The sequence below is a fragment of the Nonomuraea gerenzanensis genome (genome assembly GCF_020215645.1).
Classification (GTDB): domain Bacteria; phylum Actinomycetota; class Actinomycetes; order Streptosporangiales; family Streptosporangiaceae; genus Nonomuraea; species Nonomuraea gerenzanensis.
Genome location: NZ_CP084058.1, coordinates 1515188 through 1535324, shown reverse-complemented (window position 1 = coordinate 1535324; position 20137 = coordinate 1515188). Strand labels below are relative to the sequence as shown.

Sequence of the window (20137 nt, the reverse complement as noted above, 5' to 3'; positions counted from 1 at the left end):
ACCAAGATACCCCCCGCCGTAGCACATCCCGCATACATGTGTCACATTGAGGAGGATGTTATATATATAAGTGTTACATTAACGAGGCTCTTATGGGATGGACCCCGACGAGAACGGCCCCCCGCGTGAGGGTCACCGCTCTACGTGTCTTACCGTCATGTGACTGATGTGCCGGATTCTCCCGCCGGAAACAGTGGACGATGTCGCATTTTCCCGGCGACATGACAGGGAGGACCACTCATGATGAACAGGCGCACTTTCGGCAAGACCCTCGGGCTGGCCGCCGGCGCGACAGCCGCCTCGCTGGCGGGCTTCCAGGCGCTCCCGGCCGCCTCCGCCACCACGCCCCGCACCGCACCGACGGTGCCGCCGGTCACGCCGGGGACACACACCTCTTTCGGAAAGCTGAAGCAGGTCAGGGCCGGGGTGCTGGACATCGGTTACGCCGAGGCGGGGCCGGCCCACGGGCCCGTGGTCATCTGCCTGCACGGCTGGCCGTACGACATCCACAGCTTCGTGGACGTCGCCCCGCTGCTGGCGGCGCGGGGCTACCGGGTGATCGTGCCCTACCTGCGCGGGCACGGCACGACGCGGTTCGTGTCCGCCAAGACCTTCCGCAACGCGCAGCAGTCGGCCATCGCGCTCGACATCGTGGCCCTGATGGACGCCCTCAAGATCGACAAGGCGGTGCTCGCCGGCTTCGACTGGGGCTCGCGCACCGCCGACGTCATCGCCGCCCTGTGGCCGCAGCGGTGCAAGGCGCTGGTGTCGGTGAGCGGCTACCTCATCACGAACCTGGCGGCCAACCTCGAACCGCTGCCGCCCAAGGCCGAGTACGCCTGGTGGTACCAGTACTACTTCGCCACCGAGCGGGGCAGGAAGGCGATGGACGACCGGACCAAGCGCCGTGAGCTGTCCCGCCTGGTCTGGGACACCGTCTCCCCGACGTGGAAGTTCGACGACGCCACCTTCGACCGTACGGCCGCCGCCTTCGACAACCCCGACTACGCCGCCATCGTGCTCCACAACTACCGCTGGCGGCTGAGCCTGGCCGAGGGCGAGCGCCGTTACGACGCCGTCGAGCGGCGGCTGCAGGCGCGGCCGGTCGTCAAGGTGCCGACCATCGTGCTCGACGCCGAGCTCGACCCCTTCACGGGGCCGGACGACAGCGGTTACCGCAGCATGTTCACCGGCGCCTACGAGTACCGCAGGCTGGCGGGCATCGGCCACGACCTGCCCCAGGAGGCCCCCACGGCCTTCGCCCAGGCCGTCGTGGACGTCGACCACCTCTGACGACCCGCCACGGCCCTACGCCGAGACAGCCTGCCGGATCCGGTCCGGCAGGCTGTCGGCGTTCCGCGGCGACACCGACTGAACCGTTGAATGGCTTAGGCCGCCCAGGCGCGGACCTCCTGCGCGGGACCGCCACGCAGGGCCGTACGGCCCGCCGGCCAGCACTGATGCCTGGCCGGGCGCCCGCCGGACGACTGCCCCATGACTGACCGTCATGCGACGGATGTGACCACGCCCCCTCCCGGACGACAGTGATGACACCAGATCGCTGAAACCTCCGTGAAAGGGGAAATAGTCGTGGTCAGCAACAAGGGTGTACGCGGGCTCATGCTGGGTGTGCTGTCGGCGGGCGTCACGATCGGCGCCCTCGCGATCCCCGGGCCCGCCCACGCGGCGGCCGGGCCCGCCAAGCCGACCGTCGTGCTGGAGCACGGCGCCTTCGCCGACGCCTCCAGCTGGAACGGGGTGATCGAGGAGCTGCGCAAGGACGGCTACCCGGTCGTCGCCGCGGCCAACCCGCTGCGCGGCCCCGCCCAGGACGCCGCCGCGCTGCGCAGCGTCCTCGAGCATGTCAAGGGGCCGAAGATCCTGGTCGGCCACTCCTACGGCGGCTCGGTCATCAGCGTCGCCGGCGCGAACGACCCGGACGTCAAGGCCCTCGTCTACGTGGCCGCCTTCCTGCCCGCCCCCGGCGAGACCGCGCTGGAGCTGACGAACAAGTTCCCCGGCTCCACGCTGCCCGACGCCCTGGACCCCGTGCCGGTCAAGCTCCCCGGCGGCGGCACCGGCACCGACCTCTACATCAAGGCCGACAAGTTCCGCCACCAGTTCGCCGCCGACGTGCCGGCCCGCGAGGCCGCCCTGATGGCCGCCACCCAGCGGCCCATCGCCCAGGCCGCCCTGGAGGAGAAGACCGAGGCCGCCGCCTGGCGGGACAAGCCGAGCTGGGACATCGTCACCACCCAGGACCTCAACATCCCCGCCGAGGTGCAGCGCTTCATGGCCAAGCGCGCCGACGCGCACGTCACCGAGGTCCGCGCCTCCCACTCCGTCGCCGTCTCCCACCCCAAGACCGTGGCCGGCGTCATCGAGAAGGCCGCCCGGGCCACCCGATAGCAGCAGAGAGGAATCATCACCATGGACATGAAGCTCGAAGTCGTCGTGCTGCCCGTCTCCGACGCCGACCGCGCCAGGGACTTCTACGCCGGTCAGCTCGGCTTCCGCCTCGACGCGGACTTCCCCGTCAAGGACGGTTACCGGATCATCCAGGTCACTCCCCCGGGCTCCGGCTGCTCGATCATCTTCGGCGAAGGGCTCACCGACGCCGAGCCGGGTTCTGTGCAGGGGCTGCACCTGATCGTGTCCGACATCGAGCAGGCCCAGCGGGAGCTGGCCGGCCGCGGTGTCGAGGTCACCGGCCCGTTCCACGACGCCACGGGCGCCTTCCACCAGGCCGGCGACGCCGGGCGCGTGCCGGGCCCGCACCCGCAGCGCGCCAGCTACGGCTCCTTCGCCTCGTTCGCCGACCCGGACGGCAACCGCTGGTTCCTTCAGGAGATCACCGAGCGGCTGCCCGGCCGCTGACCCCGGGACACGACCACACCATGGAGAACCAGTGACGATCGAAGACACCCGTACCTATGACGTGGTCGTGATCGGGGCCGGTCCGGTCGGCGAGAACGTCGCCGACCGGACGGCCGCCGCCGGTCTGAGCACCGTCATCGTGGAGAGCGAGCTCGTCGGCGGCGAGTGCTCGTACTGGGCGTGCGAGCCGAGCAAGGCGCTGCTGCGGCCCGCGCTCCTGCGTGCCGAGGCCGGCCGGGTGCCCGGCCTGGCCGCCGGAGCGCTGGACACCGCCGCCGTGCTGGCGCACCGCGACCGCATGTCCGCCGACTGGAACGACGAGGGCCAGGTCGAATGGCTCAAGTCGGCCGGGATCGAGCTCCAGCGCGGCCACGGCCGCCTCGACGGGCCCCGGTGCGTGGCCGTGACCACCCCCGGCGGCGACACCGTCCGCCTGCTGGCCCGGCACGCCGTGGCCGTGTGCACCGGCAGCGGCGCGGCCCTGCCGGACCTGCCGTGGATCGCCGGCCTGCGCCCCTGGACCAGCCGCGAGGCCACCAGCGCGCGGCGGCCGCCCGGACGGCTCGTCATCGTCGGCGCGGGCGTCGTGGCCACCGAGATGGCCACCGCCTGGCAGGCACTCGGCTCCTCGGTCACCCTGCTCGTGCGGGGCGGCGGCCTGCTGCCCAGGATGGAGCCCTTCGCGGGCGAGCTGGTCGCGCAGCGCCTGCGAGAGGCGGGCGTGGATCTGCGGTTCGGCGTGACCGTGGCCACCGCCGCCCGTACGGGGGGCGAGGTGCACCTGATCCTGTCCGACGGCGACCGGCTCGGCGCGGACGAGATCCTCTTCGCCACCGGCCGCGCGCCGCGCACCGGCGACCTCGGCCTCGAAAGCGTCGGCCTGCCTCCCGGGGACTGGCTCACCACCGACGACACCTACACCGTCACCGCCGCTCCCGGCGGCTGGTTGTACGCGGCGGGCGACGTCAACCAGCGGGCCCTGTTCACCCACCAGGGCAAGTACCAGGCCCGCATCGCGGGCGCCGTCATCGCCGCCCGCGCCGCCGGGGCTCCCGTGGACACCGGGCCCTGGAGCGCCCACGCCGGCACCGCCGACACCGCGGCCGTACCGGCGGTCGTCTTCAGCGACCCCGAGGTGGCGAGCGTCGGCCTCACAACGATGGAGGCCGCACACACCGGCCGCCGCGTGGACGTCGTGGACTACGACCTCGGCCACGTCGCCGGCGCCCTCCAGCACGACCCCGGCTACCAGGGCAGAGCGCGCGCCCTCATCGACCCGGAGCGCCGCACGGTCGTCGGCGTCACCTTCGCCGGGCCCGGCGTGGCCGAGCTGCTGCACTCCGCCACGGTGGCGATCGTCGGCGAGATCCCCATCGAGCGGCTCTGGCACGCCGTACCGGCCTTCCCCACGATCAGCGAGGTGTGGCTGCGGCTGCTGGAGGCTTACCGAGACCGTTGACCGAGACTTGTGTCACGCTTATGAGCTTCTTATCTCTATAAGTGCTACATTAATGAGGCAGTTAGGAACTGTCGATCAGGGAGATCCCCATGGCCAAGACCTGGCTCATCACCGGAGCGTCACGCGGCTTCGGCCGCCACCTCACCGAAGCCGTCCTCGAAGCGGGCGATCGAGTCGTCGCCACCGCGCGCAGCCCCAAGCAGCTCGAAGACCTGGTCGCCCGACACGGTGACCGGGCGCGGGCGGTCGCGCTCGACGTGACCGACACCGCCGCTGCCGCCCGGGCGGTCAAGGAGGCCACCGACGCCTTCGGCCGGCTCGACGTGGTCGTCAACAACGCCGGCTACGGCAACAGCGCGCCGATCGAGGAGATGGCGGAGGAGGACTTCCGCGCCCAGATCGAGACGAACCTCTTCGGCGTCGTGAACGTCACCAGGGCCGCCCTGCCCGTCCTGCGCACCCAGCGGTCGGGCGTCTTCGTGCAGTTCTCCTCCGTGGGCGGACGCGTCGGCGGCACCCCGGGCATGGGCGCCTACCAGACGGCGAAGTTCGCCGTCGAAGGCTTCTCCGAGGTCCTGGCCAGTGAGGTCGCGCCCTTCGGGGTCAAGGTCGTCATCGTGGAGCCGGGCGCGTTCCGTACGGACTGGCAGGGCTCGTCCATGGAGCTGCACGCCGTCGGCCCCGACTACGAGCAGACCGTGGGCGCCCTGCACCGCTACCGGCGCGAGAGCGACGGCGCCCAGCCCGGCGACCCCGCGCGCGCGGCCAGGATCATCATCGACGTCGTCGGCCACGAGGACCCGCCCCGGCGGCTGCTGCTCGGCAGCGACGCCGTGGCCGCCGCGCAGAAGGCCGGGGAGGTGCGCGCGGCCGAGACCGAGCGGTGGGCCGCCGTGAGCCGCTCCGCCGACTACCCCGCAGACGAACGCTGACAGGAGCAAACCCCCATGAACCCCAGAACCTGGCTCATCACCGGCGCGTCGAGCGGCCTCGGGCGGGCCCTCGCCGAGTACGTCCTCGACCGCGGCGACCAGGCCGTGGTCACCGCCTCCAGCACCAGGGCCACCACCGAGCTGGCCGCCCGCCACCCGAGCACCGCCCTGGCCCTGCCCCTCGACGTGACCGACCCCCAGCAGCGCGCAGCCGGCGTCAAGCAGGCCGAGGAGCGCTTCGGCGGCATCGACGTCCTGGTCAACAACGCCGGCATCGACTTCATCGGGGCCCTGGAGGAGCAGGAGGAGAGCGACTACCGCCGGCTGTTCGAGGTCAACTTCTTCGGTGCCGTGGCCCTGACCCGGCTCGTGCTGCCCGGCATGCGCGCCCGGCGCCGGGGCATCGTCGTCAACGTCTCCTCGATGGACGGCCTGGCGAGCCTGCCCGCCAACGGCTACTACTCCGCCAGCAAGTTCGCGCTCGAAGGCTTCACCGAGGCGCTGTGGCAGGAGATCGAGCCGCTCGGGCTGCACGCGATGATCGTGCAGCCGGGGTCCTTCCGCACCGGCATCGAGCACCGTACCAAGGCCTCCGGCGCGCCCATCGACGACTACTCGGCGACGGCGGGCGCGTTCAGGGCCATGATGGGCACGCTCACCCCCGAGATGTTCCCCGGCGATCCCGTGCGGGCGGCGGCGGCGATGTACGACGCGGTCACCGCCGGGCGGCCCCGCCACTGGCTCGTGCTCGGCAGCGACGCGCACCGCCGGATCGACGCCAAGCTCCGCCTGCTGCGGGCGGAGTTCGACGCGGGCGAGCGGGTCGCGGTCGGCACCGACTTTCCGGGGAGTGCCGAGCACGCGGTCCTGTGACGCCGGGGCCACGCGCTTGGTCCCGGGATCAGGCGGCGTCGAGGGCCTCGGTGATCTTGCGGGTCATCTCGGCCAGGGCGGGGCCGGGGCCGCCCTTCTGGGCGCCGGCGGCCGCCTCGACGGCGACCAGGACGGTGCCGCGGAAGTTGCCGGCCTCCTCCGGGGCCTGCTGCTTGAGCAGGCTTATGGCCTCGGTCAGGGCCGGCAGCACGTGGTCGGCCAGCTCGGCGACGGACTTGCCGTCCAGCTTGATGTCCTTGGACTTGGCCGCCAGCACGTGCCCGATCGGGCCGGTGGCCGACGACAGGGCGATGGTGCCCTCGGTGGCGATGCGGTGCGGCGAGCCCGCGGCGCCCGCGGCGGCCATGAGGGAGACGGCACCGTAGGCGGCGTTCCGGATGGTGGCCTTGTCCTGGTCGGTCAGGGTGAGGGACATGTCGGATGCTCCTGTCGGAAAGTGACTGCGGTGCCGCGGGTGCCGCACCGCTCATGTCCGTAACGATCGCCGACCGCTCTGACACGGGGCCCACATCGCGCTGACGCGGCCGCTGACAGCTGACTGTGAGCGCGGGACCGACCGGAGCCCGCTCAGCCTGCGCGAGGGCGAGGTGCCGCGGCTGTCGGCCGCGGAGGCGCAGCCCGCCGAGATCGCCGAGCGGTTGTTCCTGACCTGCGGCACGGTCCGCGACTGCCTGGCCTCGGCGATGACCAAGCCGGGCGCCCGCAACCGGGTGCGCGCCGGTAGGTTGCGGCCATGCACACCGTCGCCGTCCTCGCGCTCGACCGGGTGATCCCGTTCGACCTCTCCGTGCCGCTGGAGGTCTTCACCCGCACGCGGCTGTCCGACGGGAGCCCGGGCTACCGGGTCCGGGTGTGCGGCGAGCGGGATGAGCTCGACGCCGGCGCGTTCACGGTACGCGTGCCGTGGGGGCTCGACGGGCTCGGCGACGCGGACACGATCATCGTGCCGGGCACCTCGGACCCGTTCGCGCCGCTGCCCGGCGGTGTCCGCGATGCCCTGCGTGCGGCGGCGGCGAACGGCGCCCGCATCGCCTCCATCTGCTCGGGCACCTTCCCGCTGGCCGCCACCGGGCTGCTGGACGGCCTGCGGGTGACCACGCACTGGATCCTGGCCGAGCGGCTGGCGGCCACGTACCCGCTGCTGGAGGTCGCCCCCGACGTCCTGTACGTGGACACCGGCCAGTTCCTCACCTCGGCCGGCGCCGCCGCCGGGCTGGACCTGTGCCTGCACCTGATCCGCCGCGACCACGGCTCCGCCGTCGCCGCCGGTGCCGCCCGCCTGTCCGTCATGCCGCTGGAGCGGGAGGGCGGGCAGGCCCAGTTCATCGTGCGCGACCATCCGGCCGTCCCGCGCGGCTCGGAGCTGGAGCCGCTGCTCGCCTGGCTGGAGGACAACCTCGCCGGCAACCTCACGCTGGACGACATCTCCGCGCACGCCGGGATGAGCACGCGTACGCTGATCCGCCGCTTCCGGGAGCAGACCGGCAGCACGCCGTTGCAGTGGCTGCACCGCGCTCGCGTCCGGCGGGCCCAGCACCTCCTCGAGACCACCCGCCATCCTGTCGAGCGCATCGGCGCCGAGGTCGGCTTCGGCTCCCCCACCGCCTTCCGCGACCGCTTCAAACGGACGACCGGCGTGAGCCCCACCGGCTACCGGCGCGCGTTCGGCTCCTGAGCACACGGGGGATGCCCCTGCGCGACCGATCCTGACCGCACACAGGAGATGCCACACCGCGGCCGATCCTGAGCACACAGGGAGATGCCCGTCGCGGCCGATCACGATCGACTGGGTGCCATGACAGGCAGAATCGTGTTGGCGGCGATGCTGGTCGCCGCCGTGCTCGGCCTCGCGCCCTCGCCGGCGGCGGCGCAGTCGGCCTGCACCTGGCAGAAGCAGCTCCTCCCGGCCCCCGCCGGGACGACCCAGCACCAGGTGGACGCCACCGACCACAGCGGCGGGTTCGCCGGCAGGGCCTACTTCTCCGCCACCGGCTGGCGGGTCGTGTACTGGAAGAACGGCCGGGTCATCGACTACGGCTCCTCCGGCCGCGGCACCGACCGCGTCGTGGCCCAGAACCGCGCCGGGACCATCGCCGGGATGGCCCTGAAGGGCCTGCAGGGGGCCCAGGCGGTCTCCTTCCGCATCCGCAGCGGCCAGTGGGAGCTGTTGCCCGGCTTCCCCGGCGCGGAGACCAACAGCCGGGCCGTCGGCATCGCCGGGAACGACGACGTCTACGGCCACGCCACGGTGTGGCAGGACGGCGGCTGGGAGACCTTCCCGATCCGCTGGCCGCACGACCGGCCCGGCGTCGTCGAGCAGGTGACGGGGCTGCCCGACGACATGGGCGTGGTCGGCGTGGACCACGACGGCACCCTGCTCGTGGGCGCCGGGAGCACCTATCCGTGGCCGCACCTGTGGCGCGACGGCGTGCTCACCCGCCTGCCCGCGCCGCCGGACACCCAGCACGGGTACGCCCAGGTCATCGCCGACGGGCTGGTCGGCGGGTCGCTGCGGCTGGGCACCGCGCCCAACCGGCCCGCGTACTGGGACAGGAACGGTCAGCCGCACGTGCTGCCCCAGGGCGCGCAGGTCGCGCAGCTCAACGGGGACGGACTCGTCGTCAGCTCGGTGAGCGGCGCGCCGTTCCAAGTGTGGCGGTACGGGACGCTGCTGGGGCAGCTCGACGGTGCCGCGACCGTCACCGCGGTGGGGGACGACGACTCCATCGGCGGCACGACGCGTAACCCGGGCAGCTCTCTGCCCGCTGCCGCCGTCTGGCGGTGCGCGGGGACTGTTATGGGGTAGTTGGGGCGCACGGGGTGGATGTGTCCGACAATGGGGTAATGGCACACCCTCAGCAGCCTCGTCCCGACCAAGGGCCCTGGGGGCCTCAGGGGAACCACGGGTACGGGCCGCCGTCCGGCCAGGGCACTCCCGGCTACGGCCCCCCGCAGGCCCCTGCATCCGACCACCCCGGCCACCCCGGATACGGCCCGCCACCCGGCCAGAGCGGCCCGCATTCCGGGCAAAACGTCCCGCACTCCGGGCAAGGCGGCCCATATCCCGGCCATGGCGGCCCGTACCCCGGCCAGGTCGGCACGCAGCAGGGTTACGGGCAACCGCCCGGCGCGGGCCAGCCCGGCCACCCCGCACAGCCCGCACAGCCCGCACAGCCCGCACAGCATGGGCAGCACGGCCAGTACGGCCAGCCCGCACAGCAGGTCCTGCCCGCACAGCACGACCAGCACGGCTACGGACCCCAGGGCGCGTACGGCAACCAGAGCGGCCACGGAAGCCCGGGCGGCCCGCCGCCGCCCTACGGCCCGCCGCCCGGCAACCGCAACAACCCGGTGCTCATCGGTGTGATCGTCACCCTGTCGGCCCTCCTCCTGCTCGGAGGCGGCGCCTTCGGCGCGTACGCCTACCTGAACTCCTCCACCCCCCAGCCCACCCGCATCGCCCAGCCCACCACGTCCACACCTCCCACGACCGCACCCCCCACGACCGACCCCCCGCCGCCCGACCCCACCCCGACCGACTCCCCCACCCCGTCCAGCACGCCCAGCACCAGCTCCGACACCCCACTGGAGCACACGGAGTTCGGCAACTGGAACTACTCCTTGAAGGGCGAGAAGTACGCCGCCCGCAAGGTCGCCGGCTGGACCTACGACTCGTGCGCCCCACTGGACGCCGAGGGCGTGATGGCCGACAACAACTGCGCGAGCGCCGTCCAGCTCGCCTACACCGCCTACGGCGGCAACCTCAAAGCCGTGCAGATCATCTTCCAGTTCGACGCGGCCGGCGACGCCAAGAAGACCGCGAACCAGCTCAAGAACAGCGCCGACAGAAAGGTGGCCTGGCGCCGGGCCAGCGCCCACAGCAGGTACGCCTACGGCGCCATCTACACGGGCGCCTACCTGAACTACGTGGTCGTCACGGTCGTCACCACCAACGAGTCGGCCAAGCCGAAGGCCAAGAAGTTCCACACCGCCATGCAGACCGACCGCGGCATCTCCTTCTTCCTGAACCGCCGCGAGGACGAGCAGGTCGTCACGAGTTAGCCGGCTCTGTCGGCCGAGGCGGCTATTGTCCTTGGCCGTGACCGAACCGACCTACCTCCATGAGACCCGGGTGGCCTACGACACCGTCGCCGCCGACTACGCCGAGCTGCTCCGCGACGAGCTGGACGGCAAGCCGCTCGACCGCGCCATGCTGGCGGCCTTCGCCGAGCTGGTGCGGGGCCCGGCAGCCGGGCAGGTCGCCGACCTCGGCTGCGGGCCCGGCCGCGTCACGGCCCACCTGCACGCCCTCGGGGTGGACGCCTTCGGCGTCGACCTGTCGCCGGAGATGATCGCCGTCGCCAGGAAGAGCCATCCGGGGTTGCGGTTCGAGGTGGGCTCGATGACCGCCCTGGACCTCGCGGACGGAGCCGTCGGCGGCGCCGTCCTGTGGTACTCGACCGTGCACACGCCACCGGAGCTGCTGCCGAAGGTGTTCGCCGAGGTCCACCGGGTGCTGGCGCCCGGCGGGCAGTTCCTGATCGCGTTCAAGGCCGGCGCCGAGCGCCGTCACCTCAGCAGAGGGTACGGCCACGAGCTGTCGCTCGACGTCTACTGGAACCCGCCCGAGCTCATCGCCGACCTGCTGGCCGGGGCCGGGATCGTCGTGGACGCCCGGCTGATCCGCGAGCCCGACGCGAGCGAGCGGCCCCGGTCGGGACAGCAGGCCTTCTTCCTGGGGCACCGGTCCGACGAGCTTCTGGGGCACCGGTCCGACGAGCTTCTGGGGCACCGGTCCGATGAGTCCTGATCCGGCCCGCCCGCTGATCCGCGCCCTGGTCGCAGGGATCCGCCCGCACGACGAGCGGGAGGCGGCGGACCGCCGGTGGACGCTCGACTGGGTGGACTCCGGGGCGCCGCTGTTCCGGGTCGCCAAGCCGGCGACGCCGCCGCGGCACCTCGTCGTGTACGCCGTCCTGGTGGACGAGCGGCGGGCGTCGGTGCTGCTCGTGGACCACCTGAAGGCGCGGGCGTGGCTGCCGCCAGGCGGGCACGTCGATCCGGACGAGGATCCGCGCCGAACGGTGGTGCGGGAGGTGGAGGAGGAGCTGGGCATCGCCGCGCCGTTCCATCCGGGGCTCGGCCGGGATCCGTTCTTCCTCACCGTCACGCCGACCCGGGGGGCTGATCCGCACACCGATGTGACGCTCTGGTTCGTGCTGGAGGGTGATCAGCGGGTGCCGGTCACGCCGGACCTGGGCGAGTTCGCCGAGGTGCGCTGGTTCGGCTTGGAGGACGGGGGCGGCTGGGCCGCGGACCGGTTCGACCCGGAGATGTCGCGTTTCATGGCGAAGCTGGGGAAGGCGGGCGGACAGGTGGCCTAGGCACGCACGTCCACGGACAGGTGCGCGGACAGCGCGCGCAGGAAGTCGGGCGCGTCGAAGATCTCACCGGCAGAGACCACCCCGACGGCCTTGGTCCGACCCGTGAGGATGCGCTCGACCGCCTCCACCACGAGCGGCGCGGTGACGGCGTAGATGTCCTGCCCCGTCGCCACGACGCGCCGCTCGGCCTCGCCGGAGCGCACGACGACGTCCACGAGGAAGGTCTGCGCCGACCGCCCGGACTCGTCGGCCGGAGCGGGCGTCGGGCTGTCCGGGGCCACGACGTCCTTGGCCGCCTCGACCGTCATGTACGTGCGCACCTCGGGGATGGGCAGGTGGCTGGGCACGGTGATGACGTCCGCCATGGTGAACTCGCCGATGACGGGCCGCGTCCCCATCGGCTCCGGGAAGGCCCAGTCCAGGGTCGGGGCCTGGTCGTCGCGGTACTCCAGCCGCCCGCCCGAGAAGCGCACGCGCCGGCCGTCGCGCCGCTCCCGGGAGATCACGCCCGAGGCGCGCGTCCCGGCGGTGGGGTGCCAGCTGCTCAGGCCGTAGGCGATGTGCGCCTCGTCGGCCGACGTCCAGTCGCCCATCGCGGTGGTGACCAGCAGGTCGCCCAGCCCGCCGTAGAAGGCCATCGCGGGCACGACCACCGCTCCGGCGGCGCGGGCCTTGTCGGCGAAGTGCGCGAACGTGTCGGCGTTGGCCTCGATCTCGGCCGCCACGTCCACGTACGGGATGCCGGCGCGCAGGGCCGCCTCGATCACGGGGGCGCCGGTCGCGGCGAAGGGCCCCGCGCAGTTGATCACAGCCGCGGTGCCGGAAAGCGCGCGGTCGAGCGCGGCCGGGTCGTCGACCGACGCCGGGCGGGCCTCCAGCCCGGTCTCGTACGCCTGCGCCTTCAGCTTGTCGGCGTCCCGCCCGGACAGGACCGGGACGAACCCGCGCGCCCGCAGCTCCGCCACCACGAACCGGCCGGTGTGCCCGTACGCGCCGAAAACCGTCACCATCTGACCCGCTGCCATGGGTTTCTCCTCATTCGGTCGATCTGATGTGAACATCCTGGCAAGGGTCACCCGGCTCGCACGAGCGTCCGGAACGCCATTACCCATACAATTCCGGACATGCACACAGTGGCCCTGGCCGTCACCGACGGGATGTTGCACTTCGAGCTGTCCCTGGCCTATGAGGTCTTCGGCTCCGACCTGACCCACCTGGCCGACCCCTGGTACGACTTCGTGGTCTGCGGGCCGGGCGCCGTGACGGCCGGGCGGTTCAGGCTGGAGCCCGACCACGGCCTCGACCACCTCGCGCGCGCCGACACCGTGATCGTGCCCGGCTGGGCCGACGTGGATGTGGACCCGCCGGCCGAGCTGGTGGACGCGGTGCGCGCGGCGTACGAGGCGGGCGCGCGGGTGGCGTCCCTGTGCACGGGCGCGTTCGTGCTGGCCGCCGCGGGGCTGCTGGACGGCAGGCGCGCCACCACGCACTGGGCGCACACGCGCGAGCTGTCCGCCCGCCACCCTCGGGTGGAGGTGGACCCGGACGTCCTGTACGTGGACAACGGCCGCGTGCTGACCTCGGCCGGCAAGGCCGCCGCCATGGACCTGTGCCTGCACCTGGTCCGCCTCGACCACGGCTCCTCGGTCACCAACGCGGTCGCCCGCCGCCTCGTCGTGCCGCCGCACCGGGACGGCGGCCAGTCCCAGTTCGTCACCACCCCGGTGCCCGCCCCCGACAACCATCCGCTGGCCGAGCTGTTCCCCTGGGTGATGGAGCGGCTGGACCATCCGCTGACCGTGGAGGATCTGGCCCGTCAGGCGCGGATGAGCGCCCGCAACCTGGGCCGCCACTTCAGGTCGGTGACCGGCACCACCCCGCTGCAGTGGCTGCTGGTCCAGCGGATCCGCCACGCCCAGCAGTTGCTGGAGACCACCGACGACAGCGTGGACACGATCGCGGCGGCCACCGGCATGGGCACCGCCACGACGCTGCGCCGCAACTTCAACCGCACGGTCGGCGTGCCCCCGGACACCTACCGCCGCACCTTCCGCTCGCGCACCCGCCCGCCACGGGCGCACTAGGGAACCAGCAACCCCCAGTACAGCGCCCAGGGCACGAACACGACGCCGCCCGCGACCAGCAGCCCGAGCCGCACCCGCTCGCCCCGCGACGCCGCCCGCCGCCACCGCGCCCCCGTGACGGCGGTGGCGACGACGGTCACGACCGCGACCGCCTGGAGCACGAGCCACAGCAGCGGCCTGTCCCCCGCCATGGGCCCGGGCGCGGCCAGCTTCCCGCCCGTCATGACTACGTAGAACAGGTACGCGAACCCGCCCACCGGCGCCAGCAGCCCGCCTGCGCAGGCCAGCCTGGCCGCCCTGGTCACCGGCGCGACCGGCCGCCGCCTGAGCCGCCGGACCAGGGCCACCACGGGATAGCCGCCGAACGCCACCAGGAGCAGCACCAGCGCCAGGACCTGCACGGCGGCGGACTCCCACCAGGCGGTGGGCGGCACCCCGAAGCTGTCGCTCGCCTGCTGCGGCGCCGGCCCGGACACCTGCGCCACGGGCGCGCGCCCGGCGGTGACCTCGCGCACCCACGTGCCGACCAGCTCCGCGTAGCCGGGCGCCAGCTCCGGCTGCCGGGTGACGCCGCCGTCGGGCGTCAGGTGGGCGGCGTGGTCGGCGTCCGCGAAGAACCGGAACGTGTAGCTGCGGTTCCCGCCCTTCTCCAGCGCCCCGGCGAGGATCGGCGGCGTCTCCCTGGGTGGGGTGAGCAGGTCGTGCACCCCCCAGATGCCGAGGACGGGCTGCCGCAGCCGCTCGATGACCGGCTCGGGGTCGTGGTAAGGCTCGGGGAACAGGCCGCCGTCGGCGATCACCCGGTACAGGTTGGGCTCCGCCCGGTCCACCAGCGACCCGCCCACGCCCGCCTTGCGCAGCCCCGCCGCCACCGCCCAGGCCTGCTGCCGCAGCGGTTGCAGCGCGTTGGCGCCGACGAGCACGACGAAGGCGATCCCGGTGGACCGCGTGGCGGCGATCGGCGCCACCCACCCGCCCTCGCTGAGCCCCCAGATGCCGACCTTGGCCGGATCGACGCCGGGCTGCCGCCGCAACGTCTCGACGGCGCCCAGCGCGTCTCGGGCGAGCTGCGCGTACGACCGCTCGAACAGCGAGTACCCCACCGAGCGCTTGTCGTAGACGAGCACGGACATGCCCTGCCGGGCGAACGCCTCGGCCTCGGCCAGCAGCTTCTCCCGGGGCGTGCCGGTGCCCGCGCCGTGCACCAGCACGATGCCCGGCCGCCCCGCCGGGGCGCCGGTCGCGGTGATCACGCTGCCGTTCAGCCGCAGGTCCCCGTCTCCGAGGAAGCTCACCTCGGTGGACGTCAGGTCACCCGGCAACCCCGGCGGCGCCAGGACGGCCGCCTGAGCGGGAACCGCCGAGGCGAGTAACACGGCGAGAACCGCCATCAGAATTCTCCACATATCGCAGAGGTTAGTCTGCAGAGAGATCTCGGCAAAGGTGTGTCTGCAGATATCGTTCTGGAGGACTAGCCTGCTCCTCATGAAGGATGACGAGCCGTACACGCTCGACGACACCGAACGGCTCAAGGCCCTGGCCCACCCGATGCGCCGCCGCATGCTGACCCATCTCAACGTGCACGGCCCCGCCACCTCCACCACCCTCGGCGAGCTGCTCGGCGCCAAGACCGGCACCACCAGCTATCACCTGCGCCAGCTGGAGAAGTACGGCTTCATCGAGGAGATCCCCGAGCGTTCGACCGGCCGCGAGCGCTGGTGGCGCCGCGCCAAGACCCCCCGGGACATCCGCCTGCCCACCCCCGACCAGGTCGCGCCCGAGGACCGGGCGGTGCTGGAGGAGTTCCACCGGATCGGCTACGAGGAGGACCGCGTCCTGTTCGAGCGCTTCCCCGCCGCCTACCGGGCCGACCCGGCCTGGGCGAAGGGCTCGCGCGGGCTGGCCCGCATGACCAGGCAGGATCTGGACGCGTTCTACGAGGAGTACATCGCCCTGCTGCTGCGCTACAGCCGGCCGGCCGACGAGGCGCCGCCGGACGCCCGCCCCGTCTACGTCCGCCTCTTCACCCTGCCCGCGGACGAGAGCTGAGACCGCCCGGGCGCGGCGGCGGTGTCCCGCGCCCGGGCGATCATCACCTCCCGCTCAGAGCGCCCGGGCGATCATCACATCCCGCTCAGCGCGTCACCGCGCAGGTGTCCCTGTTGAGCGTGAACCTGGTCGGCGCGGACGCGTCGCCCGTGTGACTGGCGAGGTAGCCCATGGTGACGCTCTGCCCGGGCGCGATGGAGCCGTTGTGACCGGCGTTGACCGCGGTCACCATGTCGCCGCTCTGGGTCAGGTCGGTGTTCCAGTCGGAGACGACGCTCTGCCCCCTGCCGAGCGGGAAGCGCAGCGTCCAGCCGTTGATCGGCGCGGTGCCGGTGTTGGTGATGGTGAGGTCGACCGTCATGCCGACGCCCCAGGTCCGCGTCGTGTACGCGATCCGGCAGGTCGGCCGCGCGTGCGCGAAGGAGAGGCGGTGCAGGCCGCCGGGCAGGTCGTTGACGACGTACAGCTCGCCCTCCGGCGTCGCGCCGAAGGCGGTGACCTGCGTGGGCATCTCGCCGATCTCGGCCGCGGCGTAGCCGCCGGCGGCGTTCTCGCGCAGCGCCCACACGGTCATGTAGCAGTAGTCGGCGGCGATGTAGGTGCCGCCGACCAGGTCGGCGAACTGCTTGCCGCGGTAGACCTGCCCGCCGATGACCGCGCAGCCGCCGGTGTGCGGGGAGTAGGTGAAGACGGGCTTGGTGTACGTGGCGTCGGCGCGGCACTGGGCCTGGTCGAAGACCTCCAGCCCTTCGTAGCAGGACCAGCCGAGGTTCGCCCCTGCCTGCTGCCCGGCCTTGACGTGGTTGATCTCCTCCCAGCGGCCCTGACCGACGTCGGCGACCCACATCGAGCCGGTGGCGTGATCGACGGAGAAGCGCCACGGGTTGCGCCCGCCGTACATCCAGATCTCGCCCCGCGCCCCCGCCACGCCGACGAACGGGTTGTCGGCGGGGATGCAGTAGGCCAGCTCGCCGCAGCTCCTGCGCACGTCGACGCGCAGGATCTTGCCCAGCAGGGTGTCCAGGCGCTGCCCGGTGTCGAAGGGGTCCCCGGCGGCGCCGCCGTCGCCGATGCTCATGTAGAGGTTGCCGTCGGTGCCGAAGGTGATCTGGCCGCCGTTGTGGTTGCTGTGCTCGGCGTGCTCCTGGGCGAGCAGGGGCTCCAGGCGGGCCTCGTCCAGCCGGTAGCGGCCCAGGGTCACGGCGCCGTCGGGCAGCGCTGTGTAGGCCAGGTAGAGGTCCTGGCTCTGGGCGAAGTCGGGGGCCAGGGCGATGCCGAGCAGCCCGCGCTCGTTGCCGGACTCGTCCACCGAGGCGGTGATGTCGACGATCGGGGCCTGCGCGAGGCCGGTGTCGGGGTGGTAGACGCGTACGGTGCCGCGCTTCTCGGTGATGAACAGCCGCTTCGTGCCGTCGTCCGGGGCGGCGATGGCGGTGGGGCGGCGTAAGCCGAAGGCGACCTGGGTGGCGGTGGCGTTGATCTCCTCCAGCGGCGGCACGGCGGCCGCGACGGCCGGTGGGGCGCTCAACGGGGCTAGCAGCGGCAGGGACAAGGCGAGCAGCACGGGAACTGCCCAGCGTTTTCCTGGCATTCACGGCTCCAGCGGCGAGGCTTCGTCGAGATCGGACGGTATCCGCTCCCCGTGATCACCGGAACCACGCCACCCTCCCGGCGGCCATCGCCGGGCCGTTCCCGCCCTCTGACCGGGGACGACGCGGGGGCGGCCCGGCGGGGCCGATGAAACGTACATCGCCCCGGCCCGGCCACGCGCATGGTGAGGGGCCGCCTCCTCCTTCCCCGACAGGAGGCGGCCCCTGCGTCACACACCAAGGACGGGTGAACGAGCCTGGACCGGGATCAGTCCAGGTTCGGCCACCACCACTTGTCGTTGTTGTTGTGGTCGTCCTTGATCGGCTCTTCCTTGATCGGCTCTTCCTTCACCGGCTCTTCCTTGACCGGCTCGTGCTTGACCGGCTCGTGGCGGCGGTGCTCGTGGTGCCGCTCGTTGCGGGAGCGGTTGTTGTTGTGGACGATGATGTCGATCCGCGGCATGTGGTACCGCGGGTTGTGCAGGACCGGCTTCTCCCTCGGGACGTACTTGGTGACGTGCCGCACGGGCTCGGAGGGCGGGCCGCCCGCCTGGACCGCGGGGAAGCCGGCGCTCGCGCTGGCCACCCCCATGCCCAGCGGGAGGAACATGACACCGGCGACCGCGCCGGTCAGAACGAGTGCCGCGAGCCGCCCTTGGCGCGGGGCCGGTGATTGCCGAATTTGTGTGTTCACGTGCTTTTTCCGTTCATGGATCGATCGGCCAGAGTCCGGCGTCGCCCTGCCGGGCGAATCGCCTAGACGGAAGCAGACGTACCCATGCGAATACTCTCAGTTACCTCCTTAAACCCAAACAACCCGTCAAAGCCCACAGATCTCATGCGATAACCGGGTTCACACCACGCAGGGTGCTCAAGCGATGGGGCCCTGGAGCCGCGTGCGCTGTTGAGGTCTCATGGGATGGGCGATGATCCCCCCGACCAGAAAGGTGACGGCCGATGCGTACCCTCCTCTCGGTCGTTCTCGCCGCCGTGCTGTGCGCGGCAGCGGCCCCGCCCGCCGCGGGAGCGACCCCCGACGTCCCCGACGACCAGCCCTTACCGGGCTACACCATCGACAACCCGCCCCTCGCCCCCGCCACCGTGCACGGCAGGCCGAGCCGGGTGCTGCAGGGCGTCCACGAGCACGCGGCGTTCGCCATCGAGGTGCCGCCGCGCTGGAACGGCGAGCTGGTGATGTGGGCGCACGGCTACCGCGGCGACACGACCGTGCTCACCGTGGACCCGCCCGCCTACGGCCTGCGGCAGCGGCTGCTGGAGCAGGGCTACGCCTGGGCCGCCTCCTCCTACTACGCCAACGGCTACGACGTGCGGGCGGGCGTGCTCAGCACCCGCGCCCTCGTCACCCGCTTCACGCGGGAGGCCGGCCGGCCGCACCGGACGTTCCTGGCCGGCGTCTCCATGGGCGGTCACGTCACGGTCCGCTCGATCGAGCAGTACCCCGGCGTGTACGACGCCGCGCTGCCCATGTGCGGAGTGCTCGGCGACCACGAGCTGTTCGACTTCTTCCTCGACTTCCAGCTCGTCGCGCAGGACCTGGCGGACCTGCCCGCGTACCCGATCCCGGCGGACTACGCGACCTCGGTCGTCCCGAAGATCAAGGAGCGGCTCGGGCTGACGGGCGGGGCCGAGCCGGGCAACGAGCTGGGCAGGCAGTTCCGCGACGTCGTCACCGAGCTCAGCGGCGGTGAGCGGCCGGGGGCGGCGGAGGCGTTCGCGTACTGGCAGGACGCGCTGTTCGGGCTGGCGGGCGCGGACGGGGGCGGCACGCTGGCGCAGGAGCCCGGCAGGGTGGCGACCAACCGCGACACCCTCTACCGGCCCGCGACGCCGGTGAACGTCAACGCGAGCGTGCAGCGGGTCGATCCCGCCGATCCGGTGGCGCGCCGCACGGCGCGGCTGACCGAGGTGCCCGCCGTCTCCGGCAGGATCGGCGTGCCCGTGCTGTCCCTGCACAACCTGGGCGACAACTTCGTGCCGTTCTCGATGGAGCAGCACTACCGGGCCGACCTGGCCCGCCACGGCAAGTCCTGGCTGCTGGTGCAGCGGGCGATCCGCGCGGTGGGGCACTGCGAGTTCAGCGCCGCCGAGGCGGGTGCGGCCTGGGACGACCTCGTCCGCTGGGAACGCACCGGCAAGCGGCCCCAGGGCGACGACGTGAGCAACCGGGCCGTGGTGGCCGCGCCATCCTACGGGTGCCGCTTCACCGACCCGTCGGCCTACGCGACCGGCACCCGGCCGCTGTACGCGCCCTGCCCCTGAACCGACGGGGAGGTGGCCCGCGCACCTCCCCGCCTCACTCGGCCTTGACGGCGGACAGGTCGAACTCCAGCGTGATCTTCTCCGACACCATCACCCCGCCGGTCTCCAGGACGGCGTTGAAGCTGACCCCGAAGTCCTTGCGGTTGATCACGGTGCCGCCCTCGAAACCCACCCGCTTGAGCCCCATGACGTCCGTGGCGGACCCGGTGTACTCCAGCGGGATGGTGATCTCCCGGGTCACGCCCCTGATCGTCAGGTCGCCGGTCACCTCGAAGCCGTCGCCGCCGGTGTGCTTGATCGCGGTGCTGGTGAACGTGAGGTGCGGGTGCGCGGCGACGTCGAGGAAGTCGCCGCTGCGCAGGTGCTCGTCACGCTGGTCGTTGCCGGTGTCGACGCCGGCGGCGTCCAGGACCACGCGGACGGTGGAGGCGGCCGGGTCGGCGGCGTCCAGCGTCGCGGTGGCCTCCACGACGGGAAAGCTGCCACGGACCTTCGTCACCATGGCGTGCCTGGCCACGAAGCCGAAGCGGCTGTGCGCCGGGTCGATGGTGTAGGCGCCGCCGAGCTCACTGGGATACATGTCTGCTCC

21 protein-coding genes are annotated in these 20137 nt (G+C 72.4%); 15 read left to right on the top strand and 6 right to left on the bottom strand.

Features of this window, described 5'->3' with window-relative positions; translation table 11 throughout:
• The first annotated feature begins 240 nt into the window (after positions 1-240).
• The 6 genes from LCN96_RS07690 to LCN96_RS07665 all read left to right on the top strand — a co-directional run bounded on the left by LCN96_RS07690 (position 241) and on the right by LCN96_RS07665 (position 6141).
• Complete coding sequence (locus LCN96_RS07690) at positions 241-1293, top strand: alpha/beta fold hydrolase (protein ID WP_225271882.1); 1053 nt, start codon at positions 241-243, stop codon at positions 1291-1293.
• A gap of 297 nt (positions 1294-1590) precedes the next feature.
• Entirely contained in the window at positions 1591-2409 is an 819-nt protein-coding gene (locus tag LCN96_RS07685) for an alpha/beta fold hydrolase (protein ID WP_225271881.1), read from the top strand.
• A gap of 27 nt (positions 2410-2436) precedes the next feature.
• Complete coding sequence (locus LCN96_RS07680; protein ID WP_225271880.1) at positions 2437-2877, top strand: VOC family protein; 441 nt, start codon at positions 2437-2439, stop codon at positions 2875-2877.
• A 31-nt stretch (positions 2878-2908) separates the two neighbouring features.
• Positions 2909-4336: a dihydrolipoyl dehydrogenase family protein gene (locus LCN96_RS07675; RefSeq protein WP_225271879.1), complete on the top strand. Its 1428-nt coding sequence runs from the start codon at positions 2909-2911 to the stop codon at positions 4334-4336.
• Positions 4337-4425: 89 nt separating this feature from the next.
• Positions 4426-5268, top strand: coding sequence for an oxidoreductase (locus LCN96_RS07670; protein ID WP_225271878.1), 843 nt, complete (start codon positions 4426-4428; stop codon positions 5266-5268).
• Between the two features lie 15 nt (positions 5269-5283).
• Positions 5284-6141: an oxidoreductase gene (locus LCN96_RS07665; RefSeq protein WP_225271877.1), complete on the top strand. Its 858-nt coding sequence runs from the start codon at positions 5284-5286 to the stop codon at positions 6139-6141.
• 28 nt (positions 6142-6169) lie between these two features.
• Here LCN96_RS07665 and LCN96_RS07660 read toward each other — a convergent pair whose 3' ends face one another.
• Complete coding sequence (locus tag LCN96_RS07660; protein WP_225271876.1) at positions 6170-6577, bottom strand: hypothetical protein; 408 nt, start codon at positions 6575-6577, stop codon at positions 6170-6172.
• A 94-nt stretch (positions 6578-6671) separates the two neighbouring features.
• Between LCN96_RS07660 and LCN96_RS07655 the strand changes: the two genes are divergently transcribed.
• The 6 genes from LCN96_RS07655 to LCN96_RS07630 all read left to right on the top strand — a co-directional run bounded on the left by LCN96_RS07655 (position 6672) and on the right by LCN96_RS07630 (position 11546).
• Positions 6672-6932, top strand: coding sequence for a LuxR C-terminal-related transcriptional regulator (locus tag LCN96_RS07655; protein ID WP_311132420.1), 261 nt, complete (start codon positions 6672-6674; stop codon positions 6930-6932).
• The gene (locus LCN96_RS07650) at positions 6896-7837 is read left to right on the top strand and encodes a GlxA family transcriptional regulator (RefSeq protein ID WP_225271875.1); all 942 of its coding nucleotides are present in this window, start codon (positions 6896-6898) and stop codon (positions 7835-7837) included. The genes LCN96_RS07655 and LCN96_RS07650 overlap by 37 nt, the downstream gene beginning before the upstream one ends.
• Positions 7838-7957: 120 nt before the next feature.
• Positions 7958-8968, top strand: coding sequence for a hypothetical protein (locus tag LCN96_RS07645; RefSeq protein WP_225271874.1), 1011 nt, complete (start codon positions 7958-7960; stop codon positions 8966-8968).
• A gap of 38 nt (positions 8969-9006) precedes the next feature.
• Complete coding sequence (locus LCN96_RS07640; RefSeq protein WP_225271873.1) at positions 9007-10224, top strand: hypothetical protein; 1218 nt, start codon at positions 9007-9009, stop codon at positions 10222-10224.
• A gap of 37 nt (positions 10225-10261) precedes the next feature.
• Positions 10262-10972 (top strand): class I SAM-dependent methyltransferase, encoded by a 711-nt coding sequence (locus tag LCN96_RS07635; RefSeq protein ID WP_225271872.1) that lies wholly within the window; start codon positions 10262-10264, stop codon positions 10970-10972.
• Positions 10962-11546, top strand: coding sequence for an NUDIX hydrolase (locus LCN96_RS07630; protein ID WP_225271871.1), 585 nt, complete (start codon positions 10962-10964; stop codon positions 11544-11546). Before LCN96_RS07635 ends, LCN96_RS07630 begins: the two co-directional genes overlap by 11 nt.
• Here the strand turns inward: LCN96_RS07630 and LCN96_RS07625 are convergent.
• Positions 11543-12571 carry a saccharopine dehydrogenase family protein gene (locus tag LCN96_RS07625; RefSeq protein ID WP_225271870.1) on the bottom strand — a complete coding sequence of 343 codons (1029 nt, stop codon included), beginning with the start codon at positions 12569-12571 and terminating at the stop codon, positions 11543-11545. The two genes, LCN96_RS07630 and LCN96_RS07625, sit on opposite strands and share 4 nt — an antisense overlap.
• A gap of 99 nt (positions 12572-12670) precedes the next feature.
• Here LCN96_RS07625 and LCN96_RS07620 point away from each other — a divergent pair, with 99 nt between their 5' ends.
• Complete coding sequence (locus LCN96_RS07620; RefSeq protein ID WP_225271869.1) at positions 12671-13630, top strand: helix-turn-helix domain-containing protein; 960 nt, start codon at positions 12671-12673, stop codon at positions 13628-13630.
• Here LCN96_RS07620 and LCN96_RS07615 read toward each other — a convergent pair.
• Positions 13627-15021, bottom strand: a complete 1395-nt coding sequence (locus LCN96_RS07615) for an alpha/beta hydrolase family protein (protein ID WP_225271868.1) — start codon at positions 15019-15021, stop codon at positions 13627-13629. The genes LCN96_RS07620 and LCN96_RS07615 overlap by 4 nt on opposite strands.
• 94 nt (positions 15022-15115) lie before the next feature.
• On the opposite strand from LCN96_RS07615, the gene LCN96_RS07610 reads away from it, so the two are divergent.
• Entirely contained in the window at positions 15116-15679 is a 564-nt protein-coding gene (locus tag LCN96_RS07610; protein ID WP_225271867.1) for an ArsR/SmtB family transcription factor, read from the top strand.
• A gap of 85 nt (positions 15680-15764) precedes the next feature.
• Here LCN96_RS07610 and LCN96_RS07605 read toward each other — a convergent pair whose 3' ends face one another.
• Both LCN96_RS07605 and LCN96_RS07600 read right to left on the bottom strand, forming a co-directional pair.
• Entirely contained in the window at positions 15765-17243 is a 1479-nt protein-coding gene (locus LCN96_RS07605) for a PQQ-dependent sugar dehydrogenase (RefSeq protein WP_225271866.1), read from the bottom strand.
• 293 nt (positions 17244-17536) lie between these two features.
• Positions 17537-17962, bottom strand: coding sequence for a hypothetical protein (locus LCN96_RS07600; RefSeq protein WP_225271865.1), 426 nt, complete (start codon positions 17960-17962; stop codon positions 17537-17539).
• 263 nt (positions 17963-18225) lie between these two features.
• Between LCN96_RS07600 and LCN96_RS07595 the strand changes: the two genes are divergently transcribed.
• Positions 18226-19548, top strand: coding sequence for a DUF6351 family protein (locus LCN96_RS07595; RefSeq protein ID WP_225271864.1), 1323 nt, complete (start codon positions 18226-18228; stop codon positions 19546-19548).
• A 34-nt stretch (positions 19549-19582) separates the two neighbouring features.
• Here the strand turns inward: LCN96_RS07595 and LCN96_RS07590 are convergent, their stop codons facing one another.
• A complete protein-coding gene (locus LCN96_RS07590) occupies positions 19583-20128 on the bottom strand; it encodes a YceI family protein (protein WP_225271863.1) in 546 nt (181 codons plus the stop codon).
• Between the last annotated feature and the right edge of the window lie 9 nt (positions 20129-20137).

What these genes read in the sequence shown, in the direction of transcription:
- LCN96_RS07690 (WP_225271882.1), top strand. Translation starts at nt 241, where the DNA reads ATGATGAACAGGCGCACTTTCGGCAAGACCCTCGGGCTGGCCGCCGGC.
- LCN96_RS07680 (WP_225271880.1), top strand. Translation starts at nt 2,437, where the DNA reads ATGAAGCTCGAAGTCGTCGTGCTGCCCGTCTCCGACGCCGACCGCGCC.
- LCN96_RS07670 (WP_225271878.1), top strand. Translation starts at nt 4,426, where the DNA reads ATGGCCAAGACCTGGCTCATCACCGGAGCGTCACGCGGCTTCGGCCGC.
- LCN96_RS07665 (WP_225271877.1), top strand. Translation starts at nt 5,284, where the DNA reads ATGAACCCCAGAACCTGGCTCATCACCGGCGCGTCGAGCGGCCTCGGG.
- LCN96_RS07660 (WP_225271876.1), bottom strand. Translation starts at nt 6,577, where the DNA reads ATGTCCCTCACCCTGACCGACCAGGACAAGGCCACCATCCGGAACGCC.
- LCN96_RS07650 (WP_225271875.1), top strand. Translation starts at nt 6,896, where the DNA reads ATGCACACCGTCGCCGTCCTCGCGCTCGACCGGGTGATCCCGTTCGAC.
- LCN96_RS07645 (WP_225271874.1), top strand. Translation starts at nt 7,958, where the DNA reads ATGACAGGCAGAATCGTGTTGGCGGCGATGCTGGTCGCCGCCGTGCTC.
- LCN96_RS07640 (WP_225271873.1), top strand. Translation starts at nt 9,007, where the DNA reads ATGGCACACCCTCAGCAGCCTCGTCCCGACCAAGGGCCCTGGGGGCCT.
- LCN96_RS07630 (WP_225271871.1), top strand. Translation starts at nt 10,962, where the DNA reads ATGAGTCCTGATCCGGCCCGCCCGCTGATCCGCGCCCTGGTCGCAGGG.
- LCN96_RS07625 (WP_225271870.1), bottom strand. Translation starts at nt 12,571, where the DNA reads ATGGCAGCGGGTCAGATGGTGACGGTTTTCGGCGCGTACGGGCACACC.
- LCN96_RS07620 (WP_225271869.1), top strand. Translation starts at nt 12,671, where the DNA reads ATGCACACAGTGGCCCTGGCCGTCACCGACGGGATGTTGCACTTCGAG.
- LCN96_RS07615 (WP_225271868.1), bottom strand. Translation starts at nt 15,021, where the DNA reads ATGGCGGTTCTCGCCGTGTTACTCGCCTCGGCGGTTCCCGCTCAGGCG.
- LCN96_RS07610 (WP_225271867.1), top strand. Translation starts at nt 15,116, where the DNA reads ATGAAGGATGACGAGCCGTACACGCTCGACGACACCGAACGGCTCAAG.
- LCN96_RS07595 (WP_225271864.1), top strand. Translation starts at nt 18,226, where the DNA reads ATGCGTACCCTCCTCTCGGTCGTTCTCGCCGCCGTGCTGTGCGCGGCA.
- LCN96_RS07590 (WP_225271863.1), bottom strand. Translation starts at nt 20,128, where the DNA reads ATGTATCCCAGTGAGCTCGGCGGCGCCTACACCATCGACCCGGCGCAC.